Genomic DNA, 16,733 nt, shown 5'->3' on the forward strand with positions numbered 1-16,733 from the left:
ATAAACGCAATTTTCTGAAATGGATTCTTTTGTAGGAGAAAAAGAGCTATTCTTTTCTTTTACGGAATACGAACATCAGTCCAAGCAAGGCAGACAGAACACTGATGATGAGTGCAGGTTTGAAGAAAGGTGGGCTGTAGCTCAACGAAACTTGATTATCTCCTGATTCTAAAGGTACCGCGATAAAAGCAAAATCCGCCTTTAACACCTCTACTTTTTGGCCATTTACAGAAGCCTTCCAGCCCCGCTCATAAGGGATCGGCAACTTCAAGTAACCCTCATTTTCTGGATTGGCGTAATTCAGGCTGACATTGCTGCCATCGATAATCAGGTTGCTGGCTAAATCAGGCTGATCGGCTTGTTGCCGCAAGGTCTTATAGTCTTCGGCAGAGAGCTGGATTCCGGTTAACTCGTAATCGCCTTTCGGAAGGCGAATTTCGATTTGTTGTTCAGCAGGAATACGGATTGTGATGTCATCCACAAATGTTTTGTAGACAGACTGGTTGGATTTTCTGGTCGTGTGATAATCATTGACAGCAAGCGGAAATCCTTTGTCTGCAGCTTTGTTTTCCAAGTGGAAGGAGACGAACAAATCGTTCACGGATTCGGGAAGAGCTTCTATGTCTATGCTTAAGCCTCCGCTTTCTTCCGTAACCTGCAGATGATTGCCGTCATAAGACCCGCCCACCGCTGTCACGTCAAAGTCAGGGGAGGCGCCAGCGTCTGCTTCGAGTACCTCCGTGCCTTTTGCCTGCTCGAGAATGATGCCTGTGAGCATGGCCTGTTCGCGCATCAATGGAGACATTTCCAACACTTGCTGTTCTTCATAGACTGTCGAAGTGGAGCGTGCAAATGGCAGTACATAATTGTTTTCGAAGACAGCGAAATTTTCTGTTGCGTAAATTTCAGTGAAGCCATATGGAATGTTTTCGTCTCCATGTGAGCGAATGACATATTTTCCTTGAAGCATGCTATGCAGATTGGCCCGGTTGCCAAGCGTCGCATAGCGGCTGACGCTTTCACGGCCCATATCTATTTCAAGGTCATACAGGTAAAAGTACAATAGGTTTTTATTCAAAATACTGGAATAGGCGCTCAAGCCTTGGAAGTCCTGAACAATCGAGGTATTGTTGCGGACGCCTTCCATCCATTCAATGCGGTAAGGGCCACCGGTTTCTTCGGCCTGCACGTAATCGAGCAGTTCCTGGATTTCGGGGTCGTCGTAATCTGCTCCGGTCATCAGTTCTTCACCGACTTGCGAAATATTGCCGTCATGGAGAATCTTCTCGACCTGGTAGGTATTTGCGAACAGCAAAGTCCATGCAAATAGGAAAGCCATTAGAAAGCCTTTAAATAAAGGTTTTTTGAATTGAACGTAAAAGAATAGCAGCAACAGCGTAATCAGCAGGTTGATGAAAGTGAGAACCGAAACCCGCGAACCAATCGCTAATAGTTCATCGCCCCAAGCGTACAAGGCAAAACAGAAAGCCGCAAAAATCGCTGCAATTGCAAAACGGCGCAGTGTGAACTGATACAAATGATCGAATGCAACGGCAACAGCACCGCCCATAACCAGCGACAAGAAATATTCCCAGCGGTATTGAGGCGCAGAGAACCCATTAAAAGCGCTGCCGATCAAGGGGCTGTGGTGCATGATGACCCCCGCAATGCCAAGAATCGCAAACAAGCGGAACGTTTTGTGGCGATACAGAAAACCACAAAACAGCAGCAAGATGAAAAACGCGGGCAAGACGATAAAGCGGCTATTGAACAGAATATTGTCGGTTACATCAATCCACGGGATGTCCTGCTGAAAAGGAGGCCTGTGATTATTCAAGTAGGCGTACACGGCGGGGATGAAGGAAACGGCACTGATGCCAGCTCCAATAAACCCTGCGACCCCGAAGTTCAGCAGTATTTTCTTTTTGTCTTTTTCACTTTCGGCCAATGGAATGAACAGCCGGACAAGAATGTAAATGGCAGCCAGCAAAAAATTGATGTAGGCAAAGTAAAAATTGTCGATCATCGAAATGGCGACTGCTGCCAAAAACCAGCCTGGCTTTTTTTCGCGGAAAATCTTTTCGGCACCGAACAATAAAATCGGCAGCCATATAAAGGCATCAGCGAAAAATTCCCAATAGGTCACATGGCGGAAATACATACCTGAAATGCCGTATAGGGAAGCACCGAGAAGTGCTGCGTATTTCGAGATTTTCATATACATAAAAAAACGTGTTGTAATGAACAAGACAGCAGCCAAGCGGATGATGCTGATAAAGACAGCGGCATTCGCCCAGAACAGCACATCCGTTGTCTGGATGATGTTGATTGTTTTTAAAATGAAGACAATGGCGACTGAAATCAGAAATACGATAGACGTGGAAAAGTAATAAGACAGTTCACTGAATGTGCCTGCTCCAAGTCCGAAATCAAACGAGTAGAAAAATTCCCCACGGGTATATTGTTCATATAGAAGATGCTTGAAAGGCATCATCTGTGAAAGTCCATCGTTGATTCCCACCATAAAATGGCCGTGCGACCATTGATACAAGAAAACAGCATGCCCGATTGCTGATAAGATTAAACTGAAGAATAACAGAAGAAGTGCAGGGCGTAGCTTTTGCATAGAGTCACCGTCTTTTTGGTTATTTGGGATGAACTTTATCTTTGAGAATCCTGCCGGATACTACAAAGGTTATCGGAACTGTAAACAATACGGCAGCAAAAGGCGCAATATTGCTGTTCAGGTGAAGAAACTCAACAAAAATGAATATAAGAGCTGTTGAGACGGACATATTGACAACTTGTGTCAAAGGGAAATACAGGTACTTTTTAAGAGTGGGCTTTATCCGATATGTCACATAACAGTTTAAGAAAAAGGAAATGTTCAAACTGATAAAAAAACCGACAATATGTGCCAGCAGATAAGGCAAAGCGAATACATTGTGGAACACCAGGTAGATGCTGTAATAACTCATGGTGTTGACCACGCCGACAAAAATAAAGCGAGTGAACTCGGTGTTTAATGTTTTAAGGCTCATCGTATTCATCCACGTTGCTGATGTCTACAAGAAAATGCGGACGCTGTTTGGTTTCATTATAGATGCGTCCGATGTATTCGCCGATGACTCCGAGACTGATCAGCTGGATGCCTCCGAGCAAAAGAATGGCTGTAATTGTTGTAAAGTAACCGGGAGCTCCGATGCCTTCACGCAGAATGCTGTACAGTGTGAAGAAAATGTAGATGAGTGACAGGAAAAGAACGAGAAAGCCCGTATAAAAACAAACGCGCAACGGCTTCATATTGAACGAAATGATTCCATCGATGCCATAATTGACCAAACTGTTGAATGACCATTTTGAATCACCGTCAGTCCGCAGGACATTTTCATAGTTGATCGTCTTTTTGCTGAGGCCGATCCAAGAAAACAGCCCTTTGGAAAAACGGTTGCTTTCACTCAATGCCAAAATCGCATTAATGGCTTTGCGGCTTAATAATCGGAAATCGCCTTCGCCATCCTGCAAGTCGACGTCGGTGATTGAATTGATCAGTTTGTAGTACAGTGAAGAAAACAGGGAGCGGATTTTGGAATCGCCGGTGCGTGAGCGCCTTGCCACAACTTGATTGAATCCTTCTTCGTAACCTTTGACCATTTCACCGATCAGAGTAGGCGGATGCTGCAAGTCGCTGTCCATGACAATGGCAGCATCGCCTTTGATGCGTTTCAAGCCGGCGAGCATGGCGGACTCTTTTCCAAAATTCCGCGTCAGCGAAATATATTTAACGGTGTCATGCACTGCTGCCAATTTTAAAATTTCCTGCAATGTACCGTCACTGCTGCCATCATTGATGAACATAATTTCATAACGATATGGAAGCTCCTCAAGTTCCTTCACCAATTTGGCATACATGGAAGCGATATTGGCTTCTTCGTTAAATGCCGGAATTACAATGGAGATAAGCTTCATGTTTAATTCCCCTTTCAAACTGCTTCTGAAAAATCTTCTTTAGTTTTATTACCCGGGCCATTTAATAAGTATGCCTGACGAAAATGAAACTTCCTGGCCCTCAATACGTATTAGTATACGTCAGGTGTTTTGAGAAAACATTTGTCTGAAAATTCAGCGTCCCTTCACTGATGTCTAAAAGACTTGAAGCAATTGGATCTACAGCGCTGGAGACTTGGCGTTGGAATCGAATGATAGTCTTTATTCGTTGAATTTTACTTGTTGGACCGATACCATTAAAATAGAATACATACTGATGAATGGAGAGTGTTAAGAATGGCGATCAATCTCGTAAAAGGTCAGAAAATCGATTTAACAAAAGGACGTTCATCGCTTTCAAGCATCATGGTAGGCCTTGGCTGGGATCCTGTTGCGACTAAAAAAAGCGGCGGATTTTTAAGCGGCCTATTAGGCGGCGGAGGCGGAGCTGATGTTGACTGTGACGCATCCGTATTGCTGCTGGATGAAAACGGCAAGCTGACTGCTAAAGAAAACCTGATTTATTTCGGGAACAAGAAAAGCAAAGACGGCAGTGTTGTCCATTCCGGTGATAATTTGACCGGTGAAGGCGAAGGGGACGACGAAGTGATCAACATCGACTTGAAGCGTATTTCGCCTTCTATTCATCGCCTGGTTTTTGTCGTTAATATTTACAATGCAAAACAGAAAAAACAGGATTTCGGCATGATTGAAAATGCTTTTATCCGCCTGGTCGACAACCAGTCGAAAGAAGAGCTAGTTCATTACAACCTTACTGATAATTATGCAGGCAAGATGTCGCTGATTACAGGAGAATTATACCGCCAAGGCGCAGAATGGAAATTTTCAGCGATAGGCGAAGGTGCTTCAGAACCCGATATTGGATCAATTGCAAACAAATATTCTTAAGGAGTGAAATGACGAATGGCTATTAACTTATCAAAAGGGCAAAAAGTAGATTTGACGAAAAGTAACCCAGGTCTGTCTAAAGTGATCGTAGGACTAGGCTGGGATACCAATAAATATGATGGAGGACAGGATTTCGACTTGGACTCATCGGTCTTTCTGTTGAACAGTGAAGGGAAAACGGCTTCAGAAGCCGACTTTATCTTCTACAACAATACAATAGGAGCCGGCGGGGCAGTGGAACACACTGGAGATAACAAAACCGGAGAAGGCGAAGGAGACGACGAACAGGTTAACGTCAACCTTTCAGCTATTCCGGCATCAATCGAAAAAGCGACCTTCACCATTACCATCCATGACGCTGAAGCACGCGGGCAGAACTTTGGCCAGGTCAGCAACTCATATGTCCGTATCATCAATGGAGACACAAACGAAGAATTGATCCGCTATGATCTGGGAGAAGATTTTTCAATTGAAACAGCAGTCGTGGTCGGCGAACTTTACCGTCACGGTGGAGAGTGGAAATTCAACGCCATTGGCAGCGGTTATCAAGGCGGCTTAGAGTCTCTTGTTAAGGACTTTGGCTTAAACAGCTGAGGAAACGATGGAAAAGCAAGGAGACTTTCTCCTTGCTTTTTCTCCATTCATATATGAAATGATAATTTGAACGGGCTGTAGGCAGCCGCATGCCGGGAGGATCACACATGAGACATTTTAACGTATTGACCGATTCTGATTTAAAGACCTTTTTTAAATATTCCCCGGCAGAATTCAACCGTGATACGGAACGGGAGACCTTAGCATTGGCATTGGGCGCAGCACTTTATACACCGGGATCCAAAGTGGATTTTGCCCAGAAGATTTTAAGTGGAAATTACAGTACAAAAGCATTTGCAGGTTTGACGACATTGATCATCTGTCTGGAAGATGCAGTTGCCGATTCGGAACTGGGGCAGGCAGAAGAGAATGTTGTCGGTGAACTGAAAAAGCTGGCTGCAGCAAATGCTGAACAACTTGCCGCCGGACCGGTACTTTTTTTGCGCGTCCGGACCCCTGAACAATTGGATATGCTGATTGACCAGGCGGGAGATGCATTGAGTGTATTAACGGGGATTGTGTTTCCAAAATGTCTTCCGACCACCTTGCCGCTGTTTTTCGAGGCATTGGATCGTGCTAGCGAAAGAGCCGGCAGAAAACTCTATGCACTGCCTTTACTTGAAACCAAAGAAGTGCTGTACAGTGAACTCCGGGAACAGACATTAGCAGAGCTGCATCAAATTATGCAGTCGGAAGCTGACCGGATTTTGACTGTTCGGGTAGGAGCGACTGATTTTTCCAGTTTATACGGACTGCGGCGTCCGGCAGAACGAACAATTTACGATGTCCACATCATCCGTGATTGCCTGACGGCCATTTTGAACCGTTTTGGCCGCGCAGAAGATGGTTTTACGGTTTCGGGTCCTGTGTACGAACACTTTTCCGGCGGAGAACGCCTTTGGCTTTCCTCTAAGCCCGAAGCGACGCTGTGGGAGGAAGTCCAACTGGATATACTAAATGGGTTTAAAGGGAAAACCTGCATCCACCCATCGCAGATTTCCATTGTCAATGCGGGGTATATCGTCTCGCTCGAAGCTTACGATGATGCTAAAGTGATTCTAAATGAAAGTGCCAAGCGCAACGGTGTTCTGCAAAGTCCAAAACGCAATAAAATGAACGAAGTAAAACCGCATTTGAGCTGGGCAAGGAAAATTGCCGCTCAAGCGGAAGTCTATGGGGTGCTGAATGAAAACTATCAACCAATTGACGTCCTCAACCATATCCGGGCAAAGCAATTATCAAATCAATACTAAGTTATGGGACAATCTGGATATCAATATTTCCATAAAGAACGCTTATCCCGGCCTGTCACCGGAATCGCTTTTTTCTGTAGCGCTGCGTGTCAATAAAAAACGTCAATTTCTGTTTGTCAGCAAGCTGATTGCCAAGCATTTGGCTGTCCATCCTTCTCTGGCTCTTGGAACAGGCACCTTACTGGCATCGCTGTTGGTGGAAGAAATGGGGCTCGAAAGCTTTCCTGATACGGAAGCTCTTGTGAAAATGATTGAAACTGGAGCGGCTGACCGTGAAACGACTCTCACATCGCTCCAATTTAAAGAAATCCTGCCGAAGAAAACTGTGTTTATTGGCATGGCTGAAACGGCAACGGGCCTTGGCCATTCGGTTTTTCAGCATTTTGACGAGGCTGCCTATATTCATACGACACGCGAAGAAATTATCGGCATGACCCCATCTTTTGTCTTTGAAGAAGAACATTCCCACGCAACATCCCATAAAGTGTACGCGCCGTCCGGTATGCTGGAAGACGCGGATACTATCGTCCTGATTGATGATGAAATCTCAACAGGCAATACCTTATTGAATCTGGTTTGTGCACTTGACGATCAGTTTCCGGGGAAAAGCTATGCTTCTCTTTCGATTCTCGATTGGCGAAATGACAGCCAAAAAGAGAAAATGGAAAAAATGGCTGCCGACCGGAAAATCAACCTGACTGTTTTGTCTTTGATGGCAGGCCATTTCGAATTGGTCCACAGTTCGGCTCCAGAAGAACCTGAACAGGCTGTTTTAATCGGAGGAGGTTCCAGGATTCCGGACATCGAATTGGCTGGAGAAAGGCTCTCTGTGGGTTCAAAGACTGGGCAGCATTACATCCCGTATACAGGCCGTTTCGGCATCAGCAGCCAACAGCAGGATGAAATCGGTGCTTGGGCTGAAGCCGCTGCAAAACAGGTCAAATCCACGAGCCAACAGGCATTGGTTATCGGTATAGGTGAAAATATGTACCTGCCTTTGCGTTTCGCGTTGGCGCTGGGCGGCAATCCACTTGTCCAAACGACGACCCGCAGTCCGATTTTTGCTTCTGAGACAGCTGGCTATCCGATCAAGGAAAAAGCGAAATTCGAGTTGCCCGATGCTGAGGAAACAAGCCAATTCATCTATAATTTGAATAAATTGGATATTGACCGAATTTACTTGTTGGCTGAATCTGTCGTCGAACAATCCGAATGGCAGCCGCTGCTCACATATCTGGAGAAAAAAGCGCCAGTGGAATGGATATCCCTGACAACCACCAAAAGGAGTGACGGAGTCGAATGATAACAACCGGTCTAGTGAAAACGAGTTACCCGAAAGAAGATATCACATTCCTGTTGAAAGACGTAAGTGAGGAATTTGTCGAAAGTACCTTGGAGGAACGGGAAAAAGCCGTTCAAACAGGAGCCCATTATGCAGAACGGCTGCCGATGGAATATCGCCCATCTGATGAATATACGAATCTTTACCATGAAACCGTCGTCAAGACCAAAAAGCAATTAGCTTATCTGGTAGGGCTGGTGACACGCCGTATCTTCATGAATGCCGGAACGGATGATATTGTCCTTGTGTCATTGGCGCGCGCAGGCAGCCCAATCGGGATCTTAATCCGCCGTTATGCCCAGCAAATGATGGGAATGGACTGGCCGCATTACAGCGTATCGATTTTACGGGATAAAGGCATTGACGAAAAAGCGATCAATACGATTCGCGCTGCCCACCCGAACAGCCGCATCCAATTTGTGGATGGCTGGACAGGAAAAGGCGCTATCCAAAAAGAGTTGACGAAATCGGTCAACAGCCTCAATGAAGAAAAAGACATGAAACTGCACGATGACATGGCTGTATTGGCAGATCCGGGAGCATGTGCCGTATTGTTCGGGACACGTGAAGACTTCCTTATCCCAAGTGCTTGTTTGAATGCGACCGTCTCAGGCTTGGTAAGCCGTACGATCCTTAACAAGCTTTACATCGGTGAAGATGATTTCCACGGTGCCAAGTTTTACGGGGAGTTGCTGGAAGAAGATTTGTCGAATGATTTTGTCGATCAAATCACAGAATGCTTTGCTGAAACGCGCGGCCAGGTCGAAACGGATGCTGTTTCTTCGCCGGTGACTGCGGAAAGAACCTGGCAGGGCATGAAGGAAGTCGAAGCGATCGGCCAACAGATGTATAGTGAAACCGACTATCATCTGATCAAACCTGGAGTCGGCGAAACGACACGTGTTCTGTTGCGTAGAAGCCCGTGGAAGGTTCTGGTCAACAGCCTTGATAACCCCGACGTCCATCATATCCTCATGTTGGCAAAAGAAAAAGAAGTGCCTGTGGAAGTTGTTCCCGATTTATTCTATCGCGCCATCGGCTTGATTCGATCAGGTAAAGAAATATGACGGTATTATTCGCAAGCGATTTAGATCAAACTTTAATCTATTCCCGCAATTCGATGGGGATGGACGTGTTAGAAGACGAATTAGTGGAAGTAGAGCGCTATGAAGGAAAACCTTTGTCTTACATGACGAAAAAAAGTCAGTCAGAGCTATGGAAAATCAATGATTCTGCTTTCTTTTTGCCGGTGACCACGCGTACGCAGGCCCAGTACGAACGGGTGACAGGCATTTTTGAAGGGCGGGCGCCGCGCTTTGCTGTCATTTCCAATGGAGCGGTCATTTTGGAAAATGGCCAGCCGATCAAAGAATGGTCGGATGGGATTCGTCAGCAATGCGTCAGCCGAAAAACCATCATTACGGAATTGTTGCCGGAAATCGAACGCCATTTTTCAGAAGACTGGGTATTGAAAGTAAGGGAAGCGGACGATTGGTTCGTTTATCTGATTGTGGACCGGGCGCGTTTCCCGGAAGACAAGTTGGATTTCTATACCGAGACGTTCAAAAAACTTGGATGGGGAATGTCACTCCAAGGCAGAAAACTTTATTTCATGCCGGAAAGCATCACGAAAGCAGGCGCCATGGAGTATATCAAAAAACGTCTGGAAGCAAGCTATGTCATTGCTGCTGGTGATTCGCTGCTGGATCTTGATTTATTGGAAAGCGCCGATTATAGTATGCTCGCTTCCCATGGCGAAGCGGTGAGAAGTGCGGTGCCCGTATCCGGACATGTTCATAAAACGGAAAAACACGGCATTAAAGCAGGAGAAGAAATTTTGGCCCGTGTTGCCGAAATTTCATTGCAGCGCAAGTAAGCAACAAAGCAAGGAGAGATTCCGATGGTTCAATTGCATCCGATCCCCGCAAAAACCTGGGATCCAGAAAAAATTGGGGAATGGCTGAAAAAACCGATTGTGGATCACAGTGAGACAAAAATTGAAGAAGACCAGATTACGTATCCGCAGCTGCTTGGACAGGTTACAGGGATGCCCCTTGATGCCGATGAATATTTTGCAGCCATCTATGATGTCATCGAAGCATCGGAAGGACGGCTGATCCGGCTTTCCGATAAAATGGACAAGCACATTGAACAGGACCGGCTGCGGACTTTGCAGGATTTGTTTGAAATGAATAAAAAAGAAAAAGGCCTGTCGCCAAACCGCATGGTGGCATTTCTTGACGGCAAAGGGCTGCTGCCAAGATTGAAAGATCCAGGCCTTAACAGAAGGCTGCGCATTGTACTGATTGATATCCTGAAAGCGTTTCAAGAGCAGTCCAGTGGAAATACGACCCATTCTTCCTTCCGCCGCGTAACGACTGATTTAGTCAAATGGATGTTCAACCATATAGAGCCTGAAATTGAAAAGCTGGATCTGGAAAAAGGATTGCCGGGCTTTCTATGGTACGGCAGTGCTTCGGAAAGTGAAACCTGGTTCTTGAAGCTGTCAGCCGCTTATGGCTTCCATGTCATCGTCTATGATCCAAAAGGAGAAGGGTGGTTGGAGCAGGCACTTGGAAAAGAAGGGCTGCACAGCCATAGCTTCCAGGTAAATGCCGAGTCGCTCCTCCCATTCCCGGAAGAAAAGCCGAAGCGTGTCGGGACAGTGGCTTATCGGGCTACTCAGGAAGTGGACCGGCTATTGCATCATGATGATTCTGGACTTTATAAGCCATTCCAATTCAAATCTTATCGGACGCATTCAGTTCGCCTGAAAACGACGATGGATGAAGCTTTCATGCTTGCCAAAGAACGCGCGATGGTTCGCCCATCGTTTTCAGTAGCGAGCGGAAGCGTCAACATTCCCGTAGTCTTCTCCAAAATGATGGGCATCGAAAAAGACCGCAAGCGCTTCTGGGATAATGTCCATAACCTGACCGAGCGGGAAGATACGAGGCTGGTGCGCAGCTTTCCGTTTATAGAAGAGCGAAAAGGCAACCAGCAATTCCATTACCGGGCTGCGCTTGGAAGAGACGGGCGCCTCGACCCTGAAAAAATGAAAGCCGCCCATTGGTGGAAATACAATAAATTGCCGGATGGGGTACAGACGGCAATCGCAGCGGCAATTGCAAGACATGTAGAGAAACCGATTCTGCTGCCTCAAAACGGCGAATCGTTTGAAGAATTGCAGCTCTATGCTTTTTCTCAATCGATGTCGTTGCCGGATTCGGTGATTCAACTGATTCAGTTATTCGATTATCCGCAATTCGTACCGACTATGTTGTTCTACAATGAAGAAAAAGATGGCGAGTTGAGTCGTGCAGACGCGAATGCGATTGCCTTGATCCACATATTCGGACTTGATGTCATCATCATCAATCCACAAGGGCATCAAGACATTGAACGCTGGGTCGACCCGGAATCGTTCGATACCCATTGGTTGGATGAGCGGAGCTTCAACGAGCCTTACCGTGAACCTTCAGTCGTGAAAAAAATATTCAAAAAATGGCTATAGCCAAAAAGGAGTGAAATGGGATGACCAATATGCCAGATCAAATCGAACAGCAAGAATTGGTGATGAAAGATGAAAACCAGCTTAAAGTTCAATTGAAGAAAGATCCAGAAGTCCTTCAATTGGCTTCGAAGATCGATCCGAAAAACCAAATCGCTTTATTGGAATTCGGCCGCGAGCCTGCCAATGAAATTTCTGCTTTTACAGGAAAAGTGTTGAATTCCGTACAGGCAAACAGCATGGAAGAATCCAGTGAATTGCTGAAGCAGCTTGGTAAGATCATGGACAAATTCGACAAAAAAGATTTTGTTGAAAAGAAAGGCTTCCTCAATAAGATCTTCAATAAAGGCAATAAAGTGATTGAGCAGCTGTTCAATAAATACCAGACGATGGGTACGGAAATCGATAAAATATATGTTGAAATCACCAAGTATGAAGGCGAAATGAAAAAATCGACGACCACTTTGGAAGAGCTGTATAACCAGAACTTCAACTATTTTATGGAGTTGGAGAAATACATTGCGGCCGGCGACATCAAAGTCGAAGAACTGAAAGCCCAGGAACCGGCTGTCCGTGCAAAAGCGGAATCTGGTGACCAAATGGCCCTCATGGAGTTGAACTCTCTGCAAAATGCCATCGAACTTCTGGAACAGCGCGTCTACGATCTTGAAATGGCGAAACAGGTTTCCTATCAATCAGCGCCTCAAATCCGCATGCTTCAGCGTGGGAATACAAAGTTGATTGGGAAAATCAACTCAGCTTTTGTGACGACCATTCCGATATTCAAAACAGGCTTGATCAATGCCATTGCAGCCAAACGGCAAAATCTGGTAGCTGAATCGATGAGCGAGCTGGATCGCCGCACCAATGAAATGCTGTTAAATAACGCCAATGACATTTCACGCCAAAGCGTAGACATTGCCAGAATGTCTGGACAGCCAAGCATCAAGATTGAAACCATTGAACAGACATGGGAGACTATTATGCAGGGGATGAACGACACGCGGGAGATTGAGCAGGAAAATCGCAAAATGCGTGAAGAAGGACGTCTCCGCATCGAAGAACTGCAGAAAAAGTACGAAGACACACAACGTAAAGCTAAATAATCGGAGGAGGAAACAATATGTCAACAATCAACCTTTCAAAAGGGCAGAAAATCGACTTAACGAAAACAAATCCAGGGCTTACTAAGGTGGTCGTCGGTTTAGGCTGGGACACCAATAAATACAGCGGCGGCGGAGACTTTGACTTGGACGCTTCGATTTTTCTTGTAGGGGAAAACGGTAAATCACGCGGACCGGAAGATTTTGTCTTCTACAACAACCTTGAAGGCGGAAATGGTTCGGTTGTCCATACAGGCGATAACCTGACAGGAGAAGGAGAAGGCGATGACGAGCAAGTAATCGTTGATTTGCCGAACGTACCTGCAGACATCCACAAAGTGGTATTTACAGTGACGATCCATGAAGCAGACAGCCGCGGACAAAACTTTGGCCAGGTGTCGAATGCCTTTATCCGTATCGTCAACGAAAGTTCAAACGAAGAATTGATCCGCTATGACTTGGGAGAAGACTTTTCGATTGAAACAGCTTTAGTGGTCGGTGAATTATACCGCCACGGAGGCGAATGGAAGTTCAACGCAATCGGCAGCGGTTACCAAGGCGGCCTTGCCTCATTGGTAAATGATTTTGGCTTAGGTTGATTAATAAACCGTTTATCAGTTCAACAACTGATAAACGGTTTTTTTATTGTATTACACGGGACAAAAACAGATGTAATGGATTAATTTCAAATTCGGAATATGTATATTAATTCTTCACTTTAAGTAATCATTCTATTTTTCTGTAAGGAATAATCTAGCTTGCCCAATTCTCTGTAATAGACTATTTTCATTGAATTGTGAAAATATTTTTAGATTTCCTTAGAGCGGCGCGGCTTCAACGTTTATAAAGAATGGAAACGCTTGCAAAGAAGTCAAAAAATTTTTTATATATTGACAACGATTTTTAGGCTGTATATGATGGAATCAATTCAAGAATACAGATTAACTATTTTGATGAAGATACGCTTTGCACAGGGAAATCTTAAGAGAGCTGATGGTTGGTGAGAATCAGTGGTTTCGGTGTCTGGCAGCACTTCTGAATAGATGGGCTGAACTTTCAGTAGGCCTTTCCGCTTCATGTCCGTTAAGCATGTGAACCAATGAGGCTGTCAGTTTGATGACAGTGAATTAGGGTGGTACCGCGAAATGGAAGACTCTTCGCCCCTTGCATCTTTATGTAGGGGCGGAGAGTCTTTTTTGTCGTCTTTACACACACTTTGCCCGCAAAAGCGGGAAATCGAGAGGGGAATGAACTCATTATGCTGACAGACCAACAAATTTTACGAATCCCAGGACCAACTCCAATTCCGCCGAGCGTACAACGCGCGATGGCACAGCCGATGATCGGACACCGCGGACAAAGCACCTCTGAAATGATCAGTGACATCAGACCAAAATTGCAGCGTGTGTTTGGAACCAAGCAGGAAGTCATGATATTAACAGGAAGTGGTACGGCGGGACTGGAAACAGCCGTGGTCAATACAGTTGCTCCGGGTGAAGAAGTTCTGGTTCTCGTAACTGGCGCATTCGGCGAACGTTTTGCGAAAATTTGTAAAGCATATGGCATTCAGACCCATGTTTTCGATGTCGAATGGGGCCTTGCTGTTGATCCGGAGGCAGTCAAAAACTTCCTTGTGGAACATCCTGAAATCAAAGTGGTCTTTTCGACTTTCTGCGAAACATCTACCGGCGTGTTGAATCCAATCAAAGAATTGGCAGCTGCCATTAAAGAGGTATCGGATGCACTGGTGATTGTCGACGGCGTTTCTTGTGTGGCAGGAACTGCTACGGAGATGGACAAATGGGGCATCGATGTAGTGGTCACCGGATCACAAAAAGCATTTATGCTTCCTGCGGGCCTCTCATTTATAGCAGCCAGCGAACGCGCTTGGAAGAAAATCGAAGCCAATCCTCAACCGCGCTTTTATCTGGACCTCAAAAAACACAGAGACAATATTTTAAAAGATACAACACCATTCACTCCGGCATTATCCATCTTGTTCGGATTGCAGCAAGTGCTTGAGCTGCTGGAAGAAGAAGGGCTGGAGCAAGTATACGCAAGGCATCATCTGATGATGAAAATGACACGGGCCGCTTTTAAAGCATTGGACATCCCATTGCTGGCTTCTGATAAAGATGCATCGCCAACAGTCACAGCTGTAAAACCTGAGGATTTTGATTCTGAAGAATTCCGTAAAATAATGAAAAAAGAGTTCGCTTTGGAAGTGGCGGGCGGCCAACAGCATTTAGCGAAAGCTATATTCCGTATTGGCCACATGGGCTATTGCTCACCAGCAGATATGCTGCAGGCAATTGCTGTAATGGAAATCGGATTGGTTAAAGCAGGAAAAGAGATTGAACTTGGCAAAGGAATTGCCGCTGCACAGCAAGTCTTTTTAACAGAAGGGAAGGAAACTAAATGACTTTTCATGTATTGATCAGTGATCCACTCAGTGAAGAAGGGATTTATCCGTTGCGCCAGGCAAATGGCATAAACATTGTCATGGAGACCGATTTGACTCCTGAACAATTAGGAGAGCGAATTGAAGGCTTTGATGCCCTGCTGGTGAGAAGCCAAACGCAAGTGACACGGGAATTGATTGAAAAGGCATCGAACTTGAAGATTATTGGACGCGCCGGTGTCGGCGTCGATAATATCGACTTGGAAGCTGCAACCGAACACGGCATTATCGTTGTCAATGCCCCCGATGGCAACACGAACTCTGCTGCCGAGCATACGATGGCGATGCTGATGTCAATGGCGCGCAAAATTCCACAAGCATTCCATGCACTGCGCAATCAAAACTGGGACCGCAAATCGTATGTCGGAGTCGAGCTGAAAAACAAGACCCTCGGAGTCGTCGGTTTTGGCCGGATTGGACAGGAAGTAGCGGCGCGTGCCAAAGGGCAGCGCATGAACGTCATTGCTTATGATCCGTTCCTGACTGCTGAAAAAGCAGAAAAATTAGGAGTGGATTTCGGATCGGTGGAGGATGTGTTGAAAGTGGCGGATTTTGTTACTGTCCATACACCTTTACTAAAAGAGACCAAGCACCTGATCAATAAAGAAGCATTTGAAATCATGAAAGATGGTGTCCAAATCATCAACTGTGCACGCGGTGGAATCATCGATGAAAACGCATTGTACGATGCTGTGAAATCAGGAAAAGTGGCGGGAGCAGCCCTTGATGTTTTTGAACAGGAGCCGATGGTTGATTTCCGTCTGTTGGATTTGCCGGAAATTATTGCAACGCCTCATTTGGGTGCCAGCACATTTGAAGCCCAGGAAAGCGTAGCAGTAGATGTCAGCATGGACGTTGTCAGCTATTTCACGACTGGAACTGTGCGCAATTCAGTGAACTTGCCATCTGTACCGAAAGAAATCATGAAAAAAATCGAGCCTTATTTCGATTTGTCAGAGCGTTTAGGTGCATTTTTGACAGATTTGACGGGTGTGGCTGCAGAAGAAGTCAATATCCGCTATGCAGGGGATTTGGCCAATATGGAAGTCGGACCATTAACACGCAATATGCTCAAAGGCTTACTGAAGCGCCATCTAGGCAAACAAGTCAATGACGTCAATGCCATGTATATCGCCAATCAAAAAGGGATTGTGGTCAACGAGCAAAAGACTACCGAAGCGAAAGGGTTTACGAGTCTGATCACTGTGGAAGTGAAAACGGCCCAAGGGACAAGAAAAGCAGCCGGAACTTTGATGAATGGACAAGGTGCGCGCATAGTCAAAGTGGACGATTATCTCGTTGATGTCGTACCAGAAGGCCATTTGCTGTTTGTGCGACACAATGACCGCCCCGGAGTTATCGGGCGTGTTGGAACCTTGCTTGGACAGGAAAATGTCAACATTGCCACAATGCAGGTTGGACGCTCAAATGCTGGTGGAGATGCGATTATGATGCTGTCAATCGATAGACCCGCCGAAGCAGGCAGCCTGGAGCAATTAGCGAAACTGGAAGAAATCCAGGGAGTCACTCCCATCAATCTATAAATGACAGAAAAAAGGCCCTCGCTTAGAGG

At 45.7% G+C, this 16,733-nt stretch carries 14 protein-coding genes and 1 other annotated feature; of the genes, 11 read left to right on the forward strand and 3 right to left on the reverse strand.

Annotated features, from left to right (window positions below; all coding sequences use genetic code 11):
• Positions 1 to 46: 46 nt before the first annotated feature.
• Genes H9630_RS08065 through H9630_RS08075 form a run of 3 tightly spaced genes read right to left on the reverse strand, consistent with a single transcriptional unit; the run spans position 47 to position 3,969 of the window.
• Positions 47 to 2,626: a YfhO family protein gene (locus H9630_RS08065; RefSeq protein ID WP_191714977.1), complete on the reverse strand. Its 2,580-nt coding sequence runs from the start codon at positions 2,624 to 2,626 to the stop codon at positions 47 to 49.
• Between the two features lie 19 nt (positions 2,627 to 2,645).
• Positions 2,646 to 3,041: a GtrA family protein gene (locus H9630_RS08070; RefSeq protein ID WP_191714978.1), complete on the reverse strand. Its 396-nt coding sequence runs from the start codon at positions 3,039 to 3,041 to the stop codon at positions 2,646 to 2,648.
• Positions 3,031 to 3,969: a glycosyltransferase family 2 protein gene (locus H9630_RS08075; RefSeq protein WP_191714979.1), complete on the reverse strand. Its 939-nt coding sequence runs from the start codon at positions 3,967 to 3,969 to the stop codon at positions 3,031 to 3,033. Before H9630_RS08075 ends, H9630_RS08070 begins: the two co-directional genes overlap by 11 nt.
• Positions 3,970 to 4,284: 315 nt before the next feature.
• On the opposite strand from H9630_RS08075, the gene H9630_RS08080 reads away from it, so the two are divergent.
• The 11 genes from H9630_RS08080 to serA all read left to right on the forward strand — a co-directional run bounded on the left by H9630_RS08080 (position 4,285) and on the right by serA (position 16,704).
• The gene (locus H9630_RS08080) at positions 4,285 to 4,896 is read left to right on the forward strand and encodes a TerD family protein (RefSeq protein WP_146555821.1); all 612 of its coding nucleotides are present in this window, start codon (positions 4,285 to 4,287) and stop codon (positions 4,894 to 4,896) included.
• A gap of 15 nt (positions 4,897 to 4,911) precedes the next feature.
• Positions 4,912 to 5,490, forward strand: coding sequence for a TerD family protein (locus tag H9630_RS08085; protein WP_191714980.1), 579 nt, complete (start codon positions 4,912 to 4,914; stop codon positions 5,488 to 5,490).
• Positions 5,491 to 5,597: 107 nt separating this feature from the next.
• Positions 5,598 to 6,743, forward strand: a complete 1,146-nt coding sequence (locus tag H9630_RS08090) for an HpcH/HpaI aldolase/citrate lyase family protein (RefSeq protein WP_191714981.1) — start codon at positions 5,598 to 5,600, stop codon at positions 6,741 to 6,743.
• The gene (locus H9630_RS08095; RefSeq protein ID WP_191714982.1) at positions 6,676 to 8,046 is read left to right on the forward strand and encodes a phosphoribosyltransferase domain-containing protein; all 1,371 of its coding nucleotides are present in this window, start codon (positions 6,676 to 6,678) and stop codon (positions 8,044 to 8,046) included. Before H9630_RS08090 ends, H9630_RS08095 begins: the two co-directional genes overlap by 68 nt.
• Positions 8,043 to 9,152, forward strand: a complete 1,110-nt coding sequence (locus H9630_RS08100; RefSeq protein WP_191714983.1) for a cysteine protease StiP family protein — start codon at positions 8,043 to 8,045, stop codon at positions 9,150 to 9,152. Before H9630_RS08095 ends, H9630_RS08100 begins: the two co-directional genes overlap by 4 nt.
• Entirely contained in the window at positions 9,149 to 9,961 is an 813-nt protein-coding gene (locus tag H9630_RS08105) for an HAD family hydrolase (RefSeq protein ID WP_191714984.1), read from the forward strand. The genes H9630_RS08100 and H9630_RS08105 overlap by 4 nt, the downstream gene beginning before the upstream one ends.
• A 24-nt stretch (positions 9,962 to 9,985) precedes the next feature.
• Positions 9,986 to 11,599 (forward strand): YceG family protein, encoded by a 1,614-nt coding sequence (locus tag H9630_RS08110; protein WP_191714985.1) that lies wholly within the window; start codon positions 9,986 to 9,988, stop codon positions 11,597 to 11,599.
• Between the two features lie 20 nt (positions 11,600 to 11,619).
• Positions 11,620 to 12,702 (forward strand): toxic anion resistance protein, encoded by a 1,083-nt coding sequence (locus H9630_RS08115; RefSeq protein ID WP_191714986.1) that lies wholly within the window; start codon positions 11,620 to 11,622, stop codon positions 12,700 to 12,702.
• A gap of 17 nt (positions 12,703 to 12,719) precedes the next feature.
• Positions 12,720 to 13,298 carry a TerD family protein gene (locus H9630_RS08120; protein ID WP_191714987.1) on the forward strand — a complete coding sequence of 193 codons (579 nt, stop codon included), beginning with the start codon at positions 12,720 to 12,722 and terminating at the stop codon, positions 13,296 to 13,298.
• Positions 13,299 to 13,640: 342 nt separating this feature from the next.
• Positions 13,641 to 13,867 (forward strand) — a binding site (T-box leader).
• Positions 13,868 to 13,957: 90 nt separating this feature from the next.
• Complete coding sequence (locus tag H9630_RS08125; RefSeq protein WP_191714988.1) at positions 13,958 to 15,121, forward strand: pyridoxal-phosphate-dependent aminotransferase family protein; 1,164 nt, start codon at positions 13,958 to 13,960, stop codon at positions 15,119 to 15,121.
• A complete protein-coding gene (gene serA, locus H9630_RS08130) occupies positions 15,118 to 16,704 on the forward strand; it encodes a phosphoglycerate dehydrogenase (RefSeq protein ID WP_191714989.1) in 1,587 nt (528 codons plus the stop codon). The genes H9630_RS08125 and serA overlap by 4 nt, the downstream gene beginning before the upstream one ends.
• The last annotated feature ends 29 nt before the right edge of the window (positions 16,705 to 16,733 follow it).

Origin of the sequence: Planococcus wigleyi, assembly GCF_014836985.1 — a bacterium.
In the GTDB taxonomy this organism is placed as follows: domain Bacteria; phylum Bacillota; class Bacilli; order Bacillales_A; family Planococcaceae; genus Planococcus; species Planococcus notacanthi.